This window comes from Chryseobacterium sp. MA9, from assembly GCF_024399315.1.
In the GTDB taxonomy this organism is placed as follows: Bacteria; Bacteroidota; Bacteroidia; order Flavobacteriales; family Weeksellaceae; genus Chryseobacterium.
Genome location: NZ_CP075170.1, coordinates 2,014,041 through 2,029,273, shown reverse-complemented (window position 1 = coordinate 2,029,273; position 15,233 = coordinate 2,014,041). Strand labels below are relative to the sequence as shown.

The following is a 15,233-nucleotide window of genomic DNA, read 5'->3' as shown; positions in this document are numbered from 1 at the left end:
ATCTGCGAAATCTGTGGGCAAATCTACAAACACTAAGAAATAGCCAGATTTTTCAATATTGCCTCAGACTTCAGTTCCGTTTCCGTCCATTCTTTTTCCGGGTTGCTTTGAGCTGTAATTCCACCTCCTACAAAAACATGTGCAGCGTTTTTATAAAGTCTTGCGCAACGCAGATTCACAAAGTACAGAATACTCTCTTCGGTTTCAATCTTAATATAGCCGGCATAAAATTCACGTGGAAATTTCTCGTATTTACGGATGTTTTCGTTGCAGAAATCTTTGGGAATTCCACAGACAGCAGGAGTAGGGTGCAGATCCTGAATAAGCTTATCAAGCTCTTCCGGCTTAATACGGGTTTTAAAATCCGTTCTTAAATGTTTTATATTACCGGAAATATGATCATAGGTGTCCGACTGCTGCATGTCGTCAGAATAATTTTTAAGAATGTTCTGAATATAGGTTGTTACAGGTTTTTGCTCTTCAACTTCTTTTTCAGACCAGTCCTCAGAGACCGGAAGAGTACCTGCCAGAGCCATGGTTTCAAATTCATGGGTCAACTTATTGAATTTCCCCAATACCTCGGAAAAAGCACCCATCCAGGCATTCTCACCATCATTAAAAATATATCTGAAAGCATTAGGATAAGACTGACAAAGATTTTTAAAACTTTCTTTATAGTCAATGGTATTAAAGTCTGTAAAGATTTTCCTTCTTGAGTAAACCAGCTTAGGAAGATTGTTTTCTTTAATCACCTCAATCACTTCCTGCAATGTTTTACAGTATTCTTCCTTAGATTCAGCAGCAGAATTTGTTGAGTCATTGATTAACTCTTCGTTTGTGATCAAAATATGATCAAATTCTTCAGAATTAACTTCAACAATATTTCCATGGAAGCTGATCTGATCTAGACCATTGTAGGAATAAAAATTGACTGCATTTTTTATATTTTTTTCATCGGCAGACAGTAGTCTTTCGTCGAAAGGAAGTTTGAAATAAATCATGAGATGTGAAGGAATTTTGAAAATCAACAACCGGAAATAATATAGGGAATTCCCGGAGTAACTTTCCTTTCTGCAAAGGTATTACTAGTCTTAAAAATGTCAAAATAAAAAGAGCTTAAATTTATTTTAAGCTCCTTATTTTTTTTAAAATTATAACTTATCTATTGATGATATTATTAGTCATTGTTGTATGATTGATAAGAACTCCTTTTTCGTCACGGATTTCAATTTCTGAAACGTGCATGGTTTTCCCTTTTCGGATAAAACGTGCTGTAGCGGTTACAATTCCATCCTTTTTGCTTCTTAAATGATTAGAATTGATATTGGTTCCTACCCCGTAATACTTTTCACCATCGATAAAGATATTAGACAGGCTTGAACCTAAAGTTTCAGCCAAAACACAGCTTGCTCCTCCGTGCATGATTCCAAATGGCTGATGCGTTCTTGGAAGGACAGGCATAGTGGCGGTAAGGGTTTCATTTTCCAGATCAATATCAATGAATTTTATTTCAAGAGTTTTTGCAAGAGTTACATCACCCCAGTTATTGATGAATGCTAATATTTCTTCTTTTGTCTGACCTTTCATTTCTTATAATTGATTTAATTTTGCATCTAGCATCTAGCATCTAGCATCTAGCATCTAGCATCTAGCATCTAGCATCTAGCATCTAGCATCTAGCATCTAATTCTATTCAGTTCCGGTTCCCATAATATTAGGATTCCAATTTTCAGGGACTTTAGGGACAATGTCATTTTTGATATAATAGTCCTGAATTTCCTGCATGATTTCTGAAAAAGGGACAGATGCTATTCTTTCGTACGGAATTGTATAACCCAGATAAACAATATTTCTTTTGAAATCACCTGCTGCCAGTACAATAGGTACTTTTGCTGCCAATGCCATGTGATAGAACCCTTTTCTCCATTTCGGAACCCAGCTTCTTGTTCCTTCCGGGGTAATAACAAGACTGAAATCTTCTTTTGAAAACTGATTGGCTACAAAATTCACCAGATCATTTTTCTGGCTTCTGTCTATACCAATACCGCCAAGACCCTTTACAAGACCTCCGTACCAGGCTTTGGTGTGAGCGTCTTTAATGATGATTTTTAAAGGTTTTTCCAGTGACCAATAGGCGAAATTTCCTAAAATGTATTCCATATTATGGGTGTGAGGTGCTACTACTAGGATACACCTGTTCAGGCTGTTGACATCGCCCTGCAGAACGACCTTCCAACCTAATATTTTTAACATTGCTTTGCCTATCAGCTTTTTCATAGATTTCTTGGATTAAAAACAAAAAAGTATAACCAAACTTTGGTTATACTTTACAAATATATTGAAATATTATCGCTCTTAAAACAAACCGCTAATTAAATCTACGATTTTCATTACGAATTCCATTGCAAATTGTATCATGATAAGGCTGTGTTTTTGGTTGGTTGGTTATTAAATTTTAGCTGTACGAAATTAAAACTTTTTTTTTACATAAGAAACTAAATATAGTTTTATTTTCACTTTTCTGAGAGAAGAAGGGTGTGAATTTCAAACGGTTGCCATCCACTCACACCTTCTACCACTCTCTGAAGTTAATTATTTAGTTTGTATGGAAATTTCGTTTTTTCCGTCTTTGATCTTGATGTCCATATCTTTATTAGATTTTTTGATATTGGACACTGCGGAATCAATTACTTTCTTTGCCTGGTTGTTCGGAACTTTTTTACCGTTTACGATGATACTGTCTTGATCATCAGAGTTGTATTCGATACTGGAACCGTTTACAGTGATCTTATTTTTTTCAATTCTAACACCATTGTGGTCTTCATCACTATCCTGATCACTGTCATTGATACCGTCTCCGTCTAAGTCTCCATCTATATGAATACCGTCTTTTTTCATGGAGATAACCACTGTTTTCTGTGGAACTACAAGTTCATAATCCAGGCTATAGTCTCTGAATCTATGCTCATATGGATATTTGATATAGTTTGGAAGTAGTATCTTATTGTTTACAACTTCTACAGGAACTGTCAGCTGGATTGGGAAATTATAACCCTTTCCTTCTTTTTTGATGATCAGATATGGTGTTTTAATATCTGGTTTTCTTGTTACATCTACTGAGATATAATCTTCTTCATAAACAGATCTTTTATCAGAATAAATATCATTATTATATGCTTTGAAGTTCTGAGGAATGTTAACTTGCTTTACATCCACATACACTGTATCTGAAGTAGTGTTGATGGCAACATTCTCTACGTCTTCCTTGCTTCCTCTATAGATCATGTCTTTCTTAGCCATGCTTATTCCGAAGTAAGTTCCCAATCCGATCAGAAGAAGGAATAAACCTCCTACTACCCATCCGATGTTTCTCAGTTTTGTTTTTGGAGAGAAAATCTTGATGCTTAATAAGCTGAAAAGGATTGCCGGTATTAAGCTTCCGATTACCATCATGGCTGCCAATACTTTATCAAGTCCCTGATCATCCATATAGAATCTGATTTCATTGGCACCTGGAAAGTCTGTATCCATCCCGAAAAGACCGAATAATACAAATACTCCGATAATGCTTCCTACAGCCATCAATACGAAGAATCCTCCTACAATATATTTGAATACATTCCAAACTCCGCTTCCTGCATTATTGATGTAAGGTTTGTTTTCGTTGTATATTTCTCCGACCCTCTGAGTAGATTCATTGGCAAACTGAACCAATTTATTAGACTCATTCTTAAGATTGTCGAAGTTCATAGGCTTTCCCTGCATTTTCAGGAAATCTGCTGCTGTTTCAGCTTTTGGAAGTACGATCCAAAGGATTACATATAAAAGACCGATCAGTGAAGATGAAATAGCTGCTGTAAAAATTCCTAATACGAAGATTCCCAGCCAGATTGCTCTCATTGTGGTAATATCCATTCCTACATATTGAGCCAAACCTGCGCAAACCCCTGCTATTTTTTGTTTTTCCGGGTCACGGAACAGTTGTTTCTTATCGGTATAATTGTTTCCTGAATTGGTATTTCTGGTAGATGTTTTTTCAGAAAAATAAGCCTCTTCCTGTTCTTCAATTTTTTCTGGGCTTCCGATCTGTGCGATTACCTTTTCTACATCGGTATCGTTAATTACTTCACGTTTTCCCAGAGAATCTTTGAAAATCTCCACCATTCTTATTTCTATGTCATGCATTACCTCATCAGCCTCAGAAGCATCCAGTGAGCTTCTCAGTGCGTTCAGGTAATCGCTGAGCTTTATATATGCGTGTTCTTCTATTGTAAAAGAAAAACCTGCGAGTCCTATTGAGAGTGTCTTGTTCATAGCTTTGTTTTTTAATTTTGTTGGGTGATGTTGTTTACTGAGGCTGTCAGCTCATTCCATGTGTTTTGAAGTTCATCCAGGAAAAGTTTTCCTTTTTCTGTGATCTGATAATATTTTCTGGGTGGCCCTCCTGTAGATTCTTCCCATCTGTAAGAGAGAAACTCTCCGTTTTTAAGTCTTGTAAGAAGAGGGTAGAGGGTTCCTTCCACTACATCCAGTTTTCCTTTTTTCAGTTCATCAATAAGATCAGAAACATACATTTCGCGATTATTGATGAGACTTAGAATACAGAATTCCAGAATTCCTTTTCGCATTTGCGCTTTGGTATTTTCGGTATTCATCTTTGATAAGTTTTGTTAATTAGTTATATTTTTAGAAAAATGCTCCTAGCTAGTTGAGCCTATTCTAATTTTACATTACAAAGATATGTAAATTAAATGGTATTATGCAATACAAAGTAGTGAAATTTTTAAAATAAATATTATAAACTACTGAAAATCAGTTTAATAAATTTTATTATAAATTTTATTAAAAATGAATTTGGTTAAAAAATGTTTAAAAAATCTTTAATTTTAATGAAATGAAAGAAATAAAAAAGTTATCAATCATTAATTATTGCTCATTGCTTATTACTCATTACCAAAAAATAGCCCCGATAGCAGCGGTTACCCCACAGCGGTTTGGGTTCAGGAAGGCAGCGAGGAGTATGAGCGTATAGCGGGAACAGCTTCTTATCACTGAATATTCTTTTATTTGAAGGTTATTAAATTGTTTCAGATCCTTACAGATAATAAGGTCGGAATTTTGAGATCGGTATTATGATTCGTATTTTTGTTAGGAAAAAAAACACCTAAATCTATTTACTATTACCATGAATCTATTAAATACATATAAGTATGTTTCGGCTTTTGTTTTACTTGGGCCTACATGTTTTGGGCAATATCAGTTTGAGGTTAGAAATGCATCAAAGAATTATGATGCTATCATTCAGGTAGAAAATTGCTATGATGGCCGATGCAGCGGCAAAGGAACCGTAGAGCTATTTGATCATAAAAACACAAAGGTACAGACTTTTGCATCAGATAATCTGGTATTGGAAATAGATCAGGCTGAAAAACCCAAACTGGGAAAAATGATTCCGCTGACGAATAAGCAGAACTCTGTAATCATTAATGACTTTAATTTTGACGGAACTGAAGATGTAGCGGTAAGGAACGGAAATATGGGAAACTATAGCGCTGCTTCCTATGATGTTTATGTATTCAACAGTACAAGAATGGCATTTGTGAAGAGTAGAGAACTTACGGATCTTGCGTCCAGTTCCCTTGATATTTTTGATGTTGATGTCAAACGTAAACGTCTGATTTCCTATGGAAAATCAGGCTGCTGCGATTTTTTTACCACTGAATATGCAGTTATTCCCAATAAAGGGCTTGATAAAGTCTTTGAAAAAGAAGAAGATATGACGGTAGAAGGCCGCGTAAAAGTGATCACTAAAGAAAAGATCAATAATAAATGGGTAACCAAAACAAAGGTATACCCTTCAGAACAATATAATAGAGAAAAGTAAGATGAAAATTCAGAAAGAGATTGATTTTATCCTGGCAGTGGATGCCTTGAAAAATGTACAGCGAAGAAATTATAATGCTGACGATTCCCGAAGAGAGAATACTGCGGAACACTCCTGGCAGATCATCATTCTGGCTCAGATTCTTTATCCATATGCTAAAAACCGTGCAGATATTGATCTGTTGAGAGTGATAAGAATGCTTTCCATTCACGATTTGGTAGAGATAGAAGCTGGAGACACCTTTATTTTTGATGAAAAAGCAATGGTTGGGAAGTTTGACAGAGAAAAGGCATCTGCCCAAAAGATTTTCGGAATACTGGATGAACCTTTGCGTACAGAGTTCTTCAATCTATGGCTAGAGTTTGAAGATGAGAAAACCCCTGATGCTATTTTTGCCTGTGGAATAGATAGAATCATGCCATTTATCTTAAATTCCCATACTTCAGGAAAAAGCTGGACGGAAGCCGGAGTGACAGAAAAACAAATCCGGAATATGCTTGAAAATGCAATCAGCAGAGCATCGGATGAAATGGGAGAGGCTTTTGAACTTTTATTAAACAGAAGTCTGGAAACGGAAAAAGTTGTGAAATAAATTTAATGAAAATATAATAAGCTTCGGGCGGCCAAAGGCCGCCCGAAGCTTATTATTTATAGTATCTGGATTGGTTTCTTGAATTCGTCAATCGCTACAAAAGTAAAATCACCTACAATGGCCTTTTCTCTTTCATAGGAATACATCTGCTCGGTATAGATCTCAACATTTACTTTCATACTGGTTTTTCCCACGTATGAAACTTTTCCGATCAGCTCAACAATAGTTCCGGCTGGAATAGGTTTTTTGAAATCGATCTTGTCACTGCTTACTGTTACCACTCTTTTTCTGGCAAATCTGGTAGCGGTAATAAAAGCTACTTCGTCCATCAGCTGCATAGCCGTACCACCAAAAAGGGTATCGTAATGATTGGTTGTGTTAGGGAAAACCGCTTTAAAGATTCTGGTTTCGGATGCTTCAATTCTTTCTTCTGTAGTCATATATCATTATTAATTAAAGCGAAGTGAAAATGATATTAAAACAACAGAATAATGACAGGAACTTAGAGAACCCCTGAAACAATCCATCAGATCAATACAACTTCAAATCGCGAAAGTTATTTGTTTAAAGAAATAGGCAGGTCTCCTGACTTGTAACATCTTTTATCTCCTTCCCATGCCTCGCACAGTGGATCTTTGATAAAGATTTCAGTTACTTACAGTTGCGCGACAGTCCGTGATTTTCACACGGTTCCCTTTTAATCTGCAGTGATGCAGAACCAATTTCTGTGATGAATAAGTGTAAACTTTTCAGATGCAAAAATAGCGAATTTATTCCGGATTATGGTAAATAATCTGGCTGATTACTCTTCCTTTCTTAATCGTCCAGAGCGTAGTGTATCTGTTTTCTCCTGAACCATTTATCATATAAAGGAAAATATTATCATTGTCAAGGGAAGTTACTCCAATGTTCTCAAAATCCATGGTAGGCTGGAACATATTTTTGATGGCTTCTCTTACAAAAACAGAACCTCTTCCAGGCTGTTGTACTCGGATTGATTTGATTTCTGTCATTCCTTCCGGAAGGTCATTTCCGATTCCCCAAGGCTTTACTTTATCGATGGTGAGAAGTTTTCCTTCCGCATCTTTTTCCTTTTTACGATAGCCGGCGTTGGAAGGGTAGATATCAATTACTACCTTGCTTCTTTGGGCAGTAGGAATTTTCGGATCAGAATTATCTGTGAAAATAAGGGATCTTCCGTTTTTGGATTTAGAAGGAGTATAGGCAGGAAGCTGGTCTATATAAGCAATACGTTCTTTATTGACCATTCCTTCTTTATCAAGTGTTTCATAACGTACAAATGGTTTGTCCTCATCCTGTTTTTCCGGATATTTGATCCAGATCCACTCTGTTTCTCCGGGAGCAGGCTTTACATAAACGAATACATCACCCTTACGCATACGGATCTTGTCTACAATCTTTCTGTAATTGTCTTTATGAACCCGTACATTGGCATATCCTTCTTCAGCTTTTACAACTCCGAAAGGAACTTTATTCTGCCCTTTTACAAAGGCTAAAGAAAAAATACTGAAAGCAGATAAATAGAATGCTTTGTTTATGAAAGTCATCATGAAAATTTTTTGATCCCTCAAATATATAAATTAAATGCTTTTCGAAAGATAATTATACTCCTGCAGTTTTCTTAAATCTTGTATTTGTTTCAAACAATGGTAAGAAGGAGGTTTTGATAGCATTATCCTGCTGAATAAATATGTTTTTTATGTATATAATTTAAAAATATTAAAAAAGTGCAATAATATGTGATCTAAGTATTAATTATATTCTATAAAATTCCTATTTTCCAAGAGAATTTAAAAACTAATAAACATGACAAAAAAACTACTTTATGTATTTTCTCTTATTTTGGGTGTTTCCAGCTTTCAGGCAACCCACAAAATAGAAGAAGAGCCCAAATCTTTATTTTACTGCGATACAAATGCTCCAACAGGGCTTCAGATGTCTAATATAACGCTTACTTCAGGAACAGTTACCTGGACTGCTGATCCCAATACTCCGGATAACAGGATCAGATATAGAATACCGGGAACTACTACATGGATGACAGCCGATGTTGCATCAGGACAAAATTCTTTTACTATTACCGGTTTGCAACCTTGTACAACGTACGAGGTACAGGTAGTGAAAGTTTGTACTGTACAGGGAACATGGTCTAATCCTGTATTTTTTACAACAACGCTCAATTATTGTGCAAGTGCATCTACAGATACTGCTATGATGCATATTTCCAATGTGACAGTAAATTCTACGGGAATTACCACTCCAATGGTAAGCAATTCCGGACCTTCCAGTTATACAGATTACAGAAGTGATCTAAGCCGTAGAGTAAAGTTTTTTATAGGAAGCACAGGAAATAAGCTTTCAGTAACCAATACCTGGACCGGAACTCCGGGTACTACAACAGTAACGGCATGGATAGATCTTAATGCCAACGGAATTTTTGAATCCAATGAAAGGGTGATGGTGGCGAATAATGTCACTCAAGCTGCACCGGCAGTATCTGTTTTTACGATTCCAAGTTTGGCAGCATTGACAACTTGTGGTGTTACTATGAGAGTTGTTTCAAATCAAACGATGCCTGCTGATGCCTGTGGAACATTCACCTATGGAGAAGTTGAAGATTATGGAGTGGATTTTATAGATTCAACGCTTGGAGTGGAAGAATCTGGAAAGTCTGCAAAACCTGAGATTTATCCCAATCCGGCATCCGATATTTTAAACATATCCGGCATCTCAGAAGCTGCAAATTTTGAAATTTATAATGCATTGGGACAAAAAACAGGAGAAGGAAAGGTTGAAGATCATAAAGTAGACCTTCATCATCTTTCAAAAGGAGTTTATTTTATCCAGTTGAAAGACAAAGAAAAAGTAACCCGATTAAAATTCATTAAGAAATAAAAATAAAAAAGCGAGAGTACCTTTTGGTGCTCTCGCTTAGTATTTGCGTTGATTTAATTTAAGATTACTTAAATTCTCTCTAGTTCATCTGCATTAATTGTTGTCTTGAAGGTTCCATAATTGACAATCACCTTGTTTCTGGAAATCTTTTCGATGGTTCCCACACTGGTACTTCCCGTGATACGAACACGCTGCCCAATCTTCATCCAGATAGCGCGGTCACTTTTACGTTGTTCTTCCAGTTTTTCATTGGTTTCTGCAATTTTTTCTATGACTTCCTCCTTTTTCAGCTGTTGAGTAATTTTTCTCTTAACGACCTGCAGACGTTTTGTTTCATCCTTATCATGGCCTAATTTCCTGAATTTCTCCTGTTCAAGAAGTTTTACAAAGTCTTTTACAACATCCTTTCTGGATTTTCCCTTTGTATAACTGTCGATGAACGTTTCAATTTTATTCCCGAACTGAAGTTTGCGGTGTTCCTCTTCATATAGTTTCTGGAAATTGAACAGTTTCTGCTGAAGCTGATCATTCAGTTTCTGAAGATTATCACGCTTATCTTCTACAGACTCTTTTCTTTCTGCAAGATCGGATTTCAGTTTTTCAACTTCAAATTTCTCCTGCTGCAGCTTTACAATGGTCTTATCGAGATTAACGATATCATGCTCTACCTTTTTCTTGGCAGAATGGATAATAAACCTTGGGATTTTATTCTTTTCTGCAACTTCAAAAGTAAATGAACTTCCTGCCTGGCCTACTTCCAGTTTATACATCGGCTCCAGTGTTTCTTCATTGAAGAGCATTGCTGCGTTCTGAGCATTGGGAAGCTGTTCTATCACCAGTTTAATGTTGGTGTAGTGAGTTGTAATAATGGCAAAACTCTTTTTGTCGTAGAAAAACTCCATGAAACTTTCTGCCAGCGCACCTCCAAGTTCCGGATCAGAACCTGTACCGAATTCATCAATCAATAGAAGCGTATTGGCATCTGCCTCACGGATGATTCCGGACATTTTCTTCAATCTTGATGAATAGGTTGACAGATGATTTTCAATGGATTGATTATCACCAATATCAGTCATGACCTTCTCAAAGAAAAACATTTCAGATTTGGGATGAACCGGAACCAGAATACCACTCTGAATCATCAGCTGCAATAATCCTACGGTTTTCAGAGTAATTGATTTTCCACCGGCGTTAGGTCCGGAAATACAGATGATCCTGTTATGTTCCGTTAAAGAAAGAGTCTGAGGATGAATTGTTTTATTTTCTACTTTATTTCTCAACCATAGCAATGGATGGTAAGCGTCTTTAAGTTTCAATGTCTTATGACGGTTGATCTTTGGAAGAATTCCGTTCACTAAATCAGCAAATTTAGCTTTCGCTCTTGTAAGATCCAGATCAAAAATATAAACCTGATATCTCCATAGCTGAGGTTGAAACTCTGCCAGTTCTGCGGTAAGCTGTCTGAGAACTTTGTCAATTTCTTTTTTCTCTTCTTCTTCACTTTCACGAAGCTTGAAGTAATGCTTTACAACACTGTCCGGCTGAATGTAAGTAATAGAACCTGTTTTGGAGATTCCCAGCGTTCTTCCGGCAACTCTTTTTTTGAATCCTGATTTTACAGCCAGAACTCTTTGATCATCAATAATTGTTTCCCGGATATCATCCAAAAAGTCACTCTGTCCATACGTGGTGAGTGCACGGTTGAAATTTTCCTGAATTGCTTTTTTAGCAAGTTGAATTTCAGTTCTCAAGCCTTTCAAAGCCGGAGAAGCTTCACTTTTTACCTCACCAAAACGGTTGAAAACCTTATCTACTTTATCAATGATCTCTTTTCTGAATTCCAGTACAGAAACTTCCTCTAATAAAGCAGGGAATGTTTCGGGCATGGTGGGGAAGAACTTCTGCAGTTTTCCGATCTGTTCCGTGATGGTTTTTATTTTGATGAAAGCAGCATTTTCCAGGCGGTAGTTCTCAATCAGCATCAATTTCAGCTCACTTTCGATATCTTCATATTCATCAAACGGAATCGCATTTGAACTTTCAAAACTCGACAGATATTCTGACGTTTTTTTTAACGAAAGTTCCGCCTCGTCTATTTCCATTGGGCGAAGTTGAAGAATTTTTTCTCTTGTTTTCGGAGAATACGCAAATGGGGAGATTTCCGCGAGCAATTGCGGAAACTCTAATTCGTCTAAATCTTCTTTATCTATATACACACTGCAAATTTAGTGAGAATTTTGATTATTACGTATATCTGAGAGATTTACAGAATAAATTAAATGGAATTTGATGATATAATTGTTTCTTCTTTGAAACTTTTTAGAATCAAAAAATAACATCAATTTACTTAAACGCAAAGCTTTTTATTACTAAATCTTATTCCTTTAAGGAGGCAGAGTGGAACCAATGAAATTGATTCTTTCTAAGCGTATGTATAATAATGCTTCTCAGTAACAATGTTGTAACCTTTGCACTTTTATAATATGGAGTTATTATAATTAAGCTTTGCGTTTAAACAAATTATGATGTTCTTTTTATTAAATTTGAGATATGAAACTGGAAACCCAAAGACTATTACTGAGAGATATCAACGAAAGCCACGTTGAGGATATTTTACGAATTCGAAGCAATGAAGTGATCAATCAGTTTGTCCTAAGGAACTCACCAAAAAATAATTATGATGCTCTTCAGTTTATTTTGACCATTAAGGAAAGAACTCAAAATAATCAGACCGTCTATTTGGGAATATTTTTAAAAGATCAGCCGAATCTTATCGGAACGATCTGTCTTTGGAATTTTTCTGAAGACCGGGCAACAGCAGAAGTCGGTTATGAGCTGTTGCCGGAATACCACAGGCAAGGAATTATGTCTGAAGCCTTAGAAGCGGTTTTGGATTTTGGTTTTAATGAACTGCATTTACAGGAAATTGTTGCGATTACTAATAAATTGAACGAAAATTCAAAGGGACTTCTTTTAAAGCATCATTTTATTTTGGAAGAAGGAAAGCAAAATGAAGGTTTTCCGGATAATATTATCTTTAGTTTACAAAGAGCCTCTGACCATTCTTATGAAATCTAATAGGTTTTTCTATATCTTTATCGCCGATTGAAATTACATATGAAAAATGAAATAAAATCTTTAACGGGACTTAGAGGGGTTGTTGCATTATGGGTAGCTTTTTTTCATTTTAGTTTTTTTAGGAATGAATTCATTCAGGATATAGTAGGGAAGGGGTATGTAGCAGTTGATATCTTTTTTGTGTTAAGTGCTTTTTTACTGACGGTTTCTTATTCTGGAAAGTTTAAGGGTTTGAACTATAGATCAATAGAGATTTTTTATAAAAAGAGAATCAATAGGATTTATCCTGTATATATTGTATCGGTTGTTTTTATTGCATTGTTTTTAATGAAGACTTCTATAGCAGGATTTCTGATTAACGTGACCTTATTACAAAGCTTTTTTAATCCTGATTATCTGCTGAATGTTGTCTATTGGTCACTTAGTACAGAATGGGTTTGCTATTTAATATTCCCCTTTATGTTATGGCTTGTCCTGCATTACAAAATTCGCAGCGAAATTTTAATTATCATAAGTTTGGTTTTGAGGTTTATGCTTCCCTATTTCCCCGGCCATTTGTATATAGGTTCTGAACACCCCATGGAAGTAGTGGAATCGCCAAGATATCTTGATCTTCCTTATGGTCTTGTTTCCCTGCTGAGAACAGTATCTTCCTATTTTCTTGGAATTGGAGTTGCCCTTTTACCACAATTTAAAATGAAAAAAGAAAACCTCGTTATCTATATCATTCTCCTACTGTTTGTATCTATGTTGTTTGTTGAAAAAGGATTATTGTTTATTCCTTTATTATCAGCATTTATGATAAAATATCTGTATGAAGGAAAACCAAACTATTTAAAAACATTTTTAGAAACCAAGGCAGTGTATTTTCTGGGAAATATCTCTTATTCGCTATATATCATTCATTATATTGTGAAGAAGCAGAATTTCATTATTGTACATTCTTATCACCTCAATAATATACTATTAATAGCTTTCTCTATATTACTGTCTTATTTCTCATATATGCTGATTGAAAGAAAAGTCAGGATATTTAAAGTATAAGGAGGCTCTTGTTTTATTTTAATATTATTATTTTTGCAGTATGACCTGGACAGAAATTTTAGCCCCTATAAAGAGTACGGAATACTTTACAACCCTTTGGGAGAAAGTAAAGAATGAATATGCAACAACCAAAGTTTTTCCACCGAAAAATCAGATTTTCAGAGCACTGGAACTGACGGCTTTTGATGATGTTGAGGTCGTTATTATTGGGCAGGATCCTTACCATAATGATTTTCAGGCAAATGGTTTGTGTTTTTCTGTTTCTGAGCAGGTTGCTGCACCACCATCACTTAAGAATATTTTTATTGAGTTGAAAGATGATTTAGGGGTTGTAAGAACTTCAAAAGAATTGGATGACTGGGGAAGACAAGGTGTTTTGCTATTGAATGCAACGTTAACGGTTCGGGCTCATTCACCTAATTCCCATAAAGATCTGGGTTGGGAAAAATTCACCAATTTTATCATTAAAGAAATTTCAGACAAAAAAGAGAATGTAGTGTTTGTATTGTGGGGCGCTTTTGCACAAAAAAAAGCCGAACTCATAGATCCGGCTAAGCATTTTATTCTGAAATCGGCACATCCATCACCATTTTCCGTGTACAGAGGTTTTTTTGGAAGTAAACCTTTCTCAAAAATTAATGAATATCTTGTTTCCAAAGGGAAGAAGCCTATTTCGTGGTAGAATCTGTTGATTGATCTGTCTTTTTTATCGTAATTCCGATTTTATATTTTCCGGCTAATGCTTTTGCTCCGTCCTGTTGTTTTGGATAAGGAGCAACATCTTGTAAGGTAATGGTATACCCATTGAATTCTGCCGACTGGCGGTAATTCCTTCCCGGATAATCTATGCTCGCGAGGTTCAGAATCATAGGGCGTGTAGCGGTTCCCATTACTTCTACCTGAGCGAGAGCAGCTCCGGCCCAGATACAATTGACTCCTTCAGGACAGCGGCTGTCTTCAGAAACCCCTTTGAACGTTACATTCATCTGGTATTCTCTTAAAAACTTATTTTCTCCTTCATTCAGGTATATAACACCATCTTTCTGATTATCAGCACTTGTTGTTTTTGTACCTGCAGGCATTTCAGTAGCTTTTGTGTTAATCTTAGATTTCTTTTGGGCATCACATCCTGTTAATGCAAATATTCCCAGACTGAGTATGACAATTTTATGGAACATAGTTTCTTATATTTAATTAAATGACGTTGAACATATTAAGTAATACTACCAAAAACATTGCCACTCCTACTACAAAACTGAATCCGGTTCCATAAATGAATCCAATCAGTGCACCTTTGGTTGATTGTAAAGCTTTATTCATATCCTTGCTGTCATGAAGTAATTCACCAATAAATACCCCTGCAAACATTCCTACGAGGAAGCCTAATGGAATCGGAATAAATATCCCAACAATGGTTCCAATTACAGAACCGATACTTCCCCAACGTGTACCTCCATATTTTCTATTGGTTTTTGCCGGAATCACATAACTTAATACTATAGAAGCTAATGTAAGAATTCCGAATGCCCAGATATAAATCATCGGAAGGTCCGCATCCGTCCCGAATTTATAGATCAGAAGCCCGCAGATACTCAGCAAAAGCCCGGGCAATACCGGAAGAAAAGTACCTAAGATTCCAACAAATAACAGAATAAGGCAGAAAATATTAATAATCGTTGTATCCATTCTTTTTAAAAATATATGCAATATAAAAAAAGT

At 35.9% G+C, this 15,233-nt stretch carries 16 protein-coding genes and 1 riboswitch; of the genes, 6 read left to right on the top strand and 10 right to left on the bottom strand.

Annotated features, from left to right (window positions below; genetic code table 11):
* Nucleotides 1-32 precede the first annotated feature (32 nt).
* From KIK00_RS09160 to KIK00_RS09140, 5 genes are all read right to left on the bottom strand, one after another.
* Entirely contained in the window at nt 33-1,001 is a 969-nt protein-coding gene (locus KIK00_RS09160) for a chorismate-binding protein (protein ID WP_255816246.1), read from the bottom strand.
* A gap of 157 nt (nt 1,002-1,158) precedes the next feature.
* Nucleotides 1,159-1,587: a PaaI family thioesterase gene (locus tag KIK00_RS09155; RefSeq protein WP_047378514.1), complete on the bottom strand. Its 429-nt coding sequence runs from the start codon at nt 1,585-1,587 to the stop codon at nt 1,159-1,161.
* 102 nt (nt 1,588-1,689) lie between these two features.
* Nucleotides 1,690-2,277 carry a 1-acyl-sn-glycerol-3-phosphate acyltransferase gene (locus tag KIK00_RS09150; protein ID WP_255816245.1) on the bottom strand — a complete coding sequence of 196 codons (588 nt, stop codon included), beginning with the start codon at nt 2,275-2,277 and terminating at the stop codon, nt 1,690-1,692.
* A gap of 315 nt (nt 2,278-2,592) precedes the next feature.
* Nucleotides 2,593-4,314, bottom strand: coding sequence for a PspC domain-containing protein (locus KIK00_RS09145; protein WP_255816244.1), 1,722 nt, complete (start codon nt 4,312-4,314; stop codon nt 2,593-2,595).
* 11 nt (nt 4,315-4,325) lie between these two features.
* Entirely contained in the window at nt 4,326-4,655 is a 330-nt protein-coding gene (locus KIK00_RS09140; RefSeq protein WP_047378510.1) for a PadR family transcriptional regulator, read from the bottom strand.
* Between the two features lie 530 nt (nt 4,656-5,185).
* On the opposite strand from KIK00_RS09140, the gene KIK00_RS09135 reads away from it, so the two are divergent.
* Together KIK00_RS09135 and KIK00_RS09130 are read left to right on the top strand one after the other, a co-directional pair.
* Nucleotides 5,186-5,884 (top strand): hypothetical protein, encoded by a 699-nt coding sequence (locus tag KIK00_RS09135; protein ID WP_255816243.1) that lies wholly within the window; start codon nt 5,186-5,188, stop codon nt 5,882-5,884.
* Between the two features lies 1 nt (nt 5,885).
* Nucleotides 5,886-6,476, top strand: coding sequence for an HD family hydrolase (locus tag KIK00_RS09130; protein WP_255816242.1), 591 nt, complete (start codon nt 5,886-5,888; stop codon nt 6,474-6,476).
* A 56-nt stretch (nt 6,477-6,532) separates the two neighbouring features.
* On the opposite strand, the gene KIK00_RS09125 is transcribed toward KIK00_RS09130, so the two are convergent.
* A complete protein-coding gene (locus KIK00_RS09125; RefSeq protein WP_002977578.1) occupies nt 6,533-6,916 on the bottom strand; it encodes an acyl-CoA thioesterase in 384 nt (127 codons plus the stop codon).
* A 117-nt stretch (nt 6,917-7,033) separates the two neighbouring features.
* A riboswitch (cobalamin riboswitch) is annotated at nt 7,034-7,214 on the bottom strand.
* A 32-nt stretch (nt 7,215-7,246) separates the two neighbouring features.
* Nucleotides 7,247-8,047, bottom strand: a complete 801-nt coding sequence (locus tag KIK00_RS09120) for a hypothetical protein (protein ID WP_255816241.1) — start codon at nt 8,045-8,047, stop codon at nt 7,247-7,249.
* A 256-nt stretch (nt 8,048-8,303) separates the two neighbouring features.
* Between KIK00_RS09120 and KIK00_RS09115 the strand changes: the two genes are divergently transcribed.
* On the top strand, nt 8,304-9,392 hold the full coding sequence (locus KIK00_RS09115; RefSeq protein ID WP_255816240.1) for a GEVED domain-containing protein: 1,089 nt from the start codon (nt 8,304-8,306) through the stop codon (nt 9,390-9,392).
* A gap of 68 nt (nt 9,393-9,460) precedes the next feature.
* On the opposite strand, the gene KIK00_RS09110 is transcribed toward KIK00_RS09115, so the two are convergent.
* Nucleotides 9,461-11,608, bottom strand: coding sequence for a DNA mismatch repair protein MutS (locus KIK00_RS09110; RefSeq protein WP_255816239.1), 2,148 nt, complete (start codon nt 11,606-11,608; stop codon nt 9,461-9,463).
* Nucleotides 11,609-11,942: 334 nt separating this feature from the next.
* Here KIK00_RS09110 and KIK00_RS09105 point away from each other — a divergent pair, with 334 nt between their 5' ends.
* Genes KIK00_RS09105 through KIK00_RS09095 form a run of 3 tightly spaced genes read left to right on the top strand, consistent with a single transcriptional unit; the run spans nt 11,943 to nt 14,196 of the window.
* Entirely contained in the window at nt 11,943-12,470 is a 528-nt protein-coding gene (locus tag KIK00_RS09105; RefSeq protein WP_255816238.1) for a GNAT family N-acetyltransferase, read from the top strand.
* A 39-nt stretch (nt 12,471-12,509) separates the two neighbouring features.
* Nucleotides 12,510-13,514 carry an acyltransferase gene (locus KIK00_RS09100; RefSeq protein WP_255816237.1) on the top strand — a complete coding sequence of 335 codons (1,005 nt, stop codon included), beginning with the start codon at nt 12,510-12,512 and terminating at the stop codon, nt 13,512-13,514.
* A 40-nt stretch (nt 13,515-13,554) separates the two neighbouring features.
* Nucleotides 13,555-14,196, top strand: coding sequence for a uracil-DNA glycosylase (locus KIK00_RS09095; protein ID WP_149833116.1), 642 nt, complete (start codon nt 13,555-13,557; stop codon nt 14,194-14,196).
* Here the strand turns inward: KIK00_RS09095 and KIK00_RS09090 are convergent.
* Both KIK00_RS09090 and KIK00_RS09085 read right to left on the bottom strand, forming a co-directional pair.
* Entirely contained in the window at nt 14,183-14,692 is a 510-nt protein-coding gene (locus KIK00_RS09090) for a hypothetical protein (protein WP_255816236.1), read from the bottom strand. The two genes, KIK00_RS09095 and KIK00_RS09090, sit on opposite strands and share 14 nt — an antisense overlap.
* 16 nt (nt 14,693-14,708) lie before the next feature.
* A complete protein-coding gene (locus KIK00_RS09085) occupies nt 14,709-15,200 on the bottom strand; it encodes a DUF456 domain-containing protein (protein ID WP_047378496.1) in 492 nt (163 codons plus the stop codon).
* Nucleotides 15,201-15,233 lie beyond the last annotated feature (33 nt).

Bases quoted from the DNA above. Each gene is read 5' to 3' on its own strand.
- KIK00_RS09160 (WP_255816246.1), bottom strand. From the start codon at position 1,001: ATGATTTATTTCAAACTTCCTTTCGACGAAAGACTACTGTCTGCCGAT.
- KIK00_RS09155 (WP_047378514.1), bottom strand. From the start codon at position 1,587: ATGAAAGGTCAGACAAAAGAAGAAATATTAGCATTCATCAATAACTGG.
- KIK00_RS09150 (WP_255816245.1), bottom strand. From the start codon at position 2,277: ATGAAAAAGCTGATAGGCAAAGCAATGTTAAAAATATTAGGTTGGAAG.
- KIK00_RS09145 (WP_255816244.1), bottom strand. From the start codon at position 4,314: ATGAACAAGACACTCTCAATAGGACTCGCAGGTTTTTCTTTTACAATA.
- KIK00_RS09140 (WP_047378510.1), bottom strand. From the start codon at position 4,655: ATGAATACCGAAAATACCAAAGCGCAAATGCGAAAAGGAATTCTGGAA.
- KIK00_RS09135 (WP_255816243.1), top strand. From the start codon at position 5,186: ATGAATCTATTAAATACATATAAGTATGTTTCGGCTTTTGTTTTACTT.
- KIK00_RS09130 (WP_255816242.1), top strand. From the start codon at position 5,886: ATGAAAATTCAGAAAGAGATTGATTTTATCCTGGCAGTGGATGCCTTG.
- KIK00_RS09125 (WP_002977578.1), bottom strand. From the start codon at position 6,916: ATGACTACAGAAGAAAGAATTGAAGCATCCGAAACCAGAATCTTTAAA.
- KIK00_RS09120 (WP_255816241.1), bottom strand. From the start codon at position 8,047: ATGATGACTTTCATAAACAAAGCATTCTATTTATCTGCTTTCAGTATT.
- KIK00_RS09115 (WP_255816240.1), top strand. From the start codon at position 8,304: ATGACAAAAAAACTACTTTATGTATTTTCTCTTATTTTGGGTGTTTCC.
- KIK00_RS09105 (WP_255816238.1), top strand. From the start codon at position 11,943: ATGAAACTGGAAACCCAAAGACTATTACTGAGAGATATCAACGAAAGC.
- KIK00_RS09100 (WP_255816237.1), top strand. From the start codon at position 12,510: ATGAAAAATGAAATAAAATCTTTAACGGGACTTAGAGGGGTTGTTGCA.
- KIK00_RS09095 (WP_149833116.1), top strand. From the start codon at position 13,555: ATGACCTGGACAGAAATTTTAGCCCCTATAAAGAGTACGGAATACTTT.
- KIK00_RS09090 (WP_255816236.1), bottom strand. From the start codon at position 14,692: ATGTTCCATAAAATTGTCATACTCAGTCTGGGAATATTTGCATTAACA.
- KIK00_RS09085 (WP_047378496.1), bottom strand. From the start codon at position 15,200: ATGGATACAACGATTATTAATATTTTCTGCCTTATTCTGTTATTTGTT.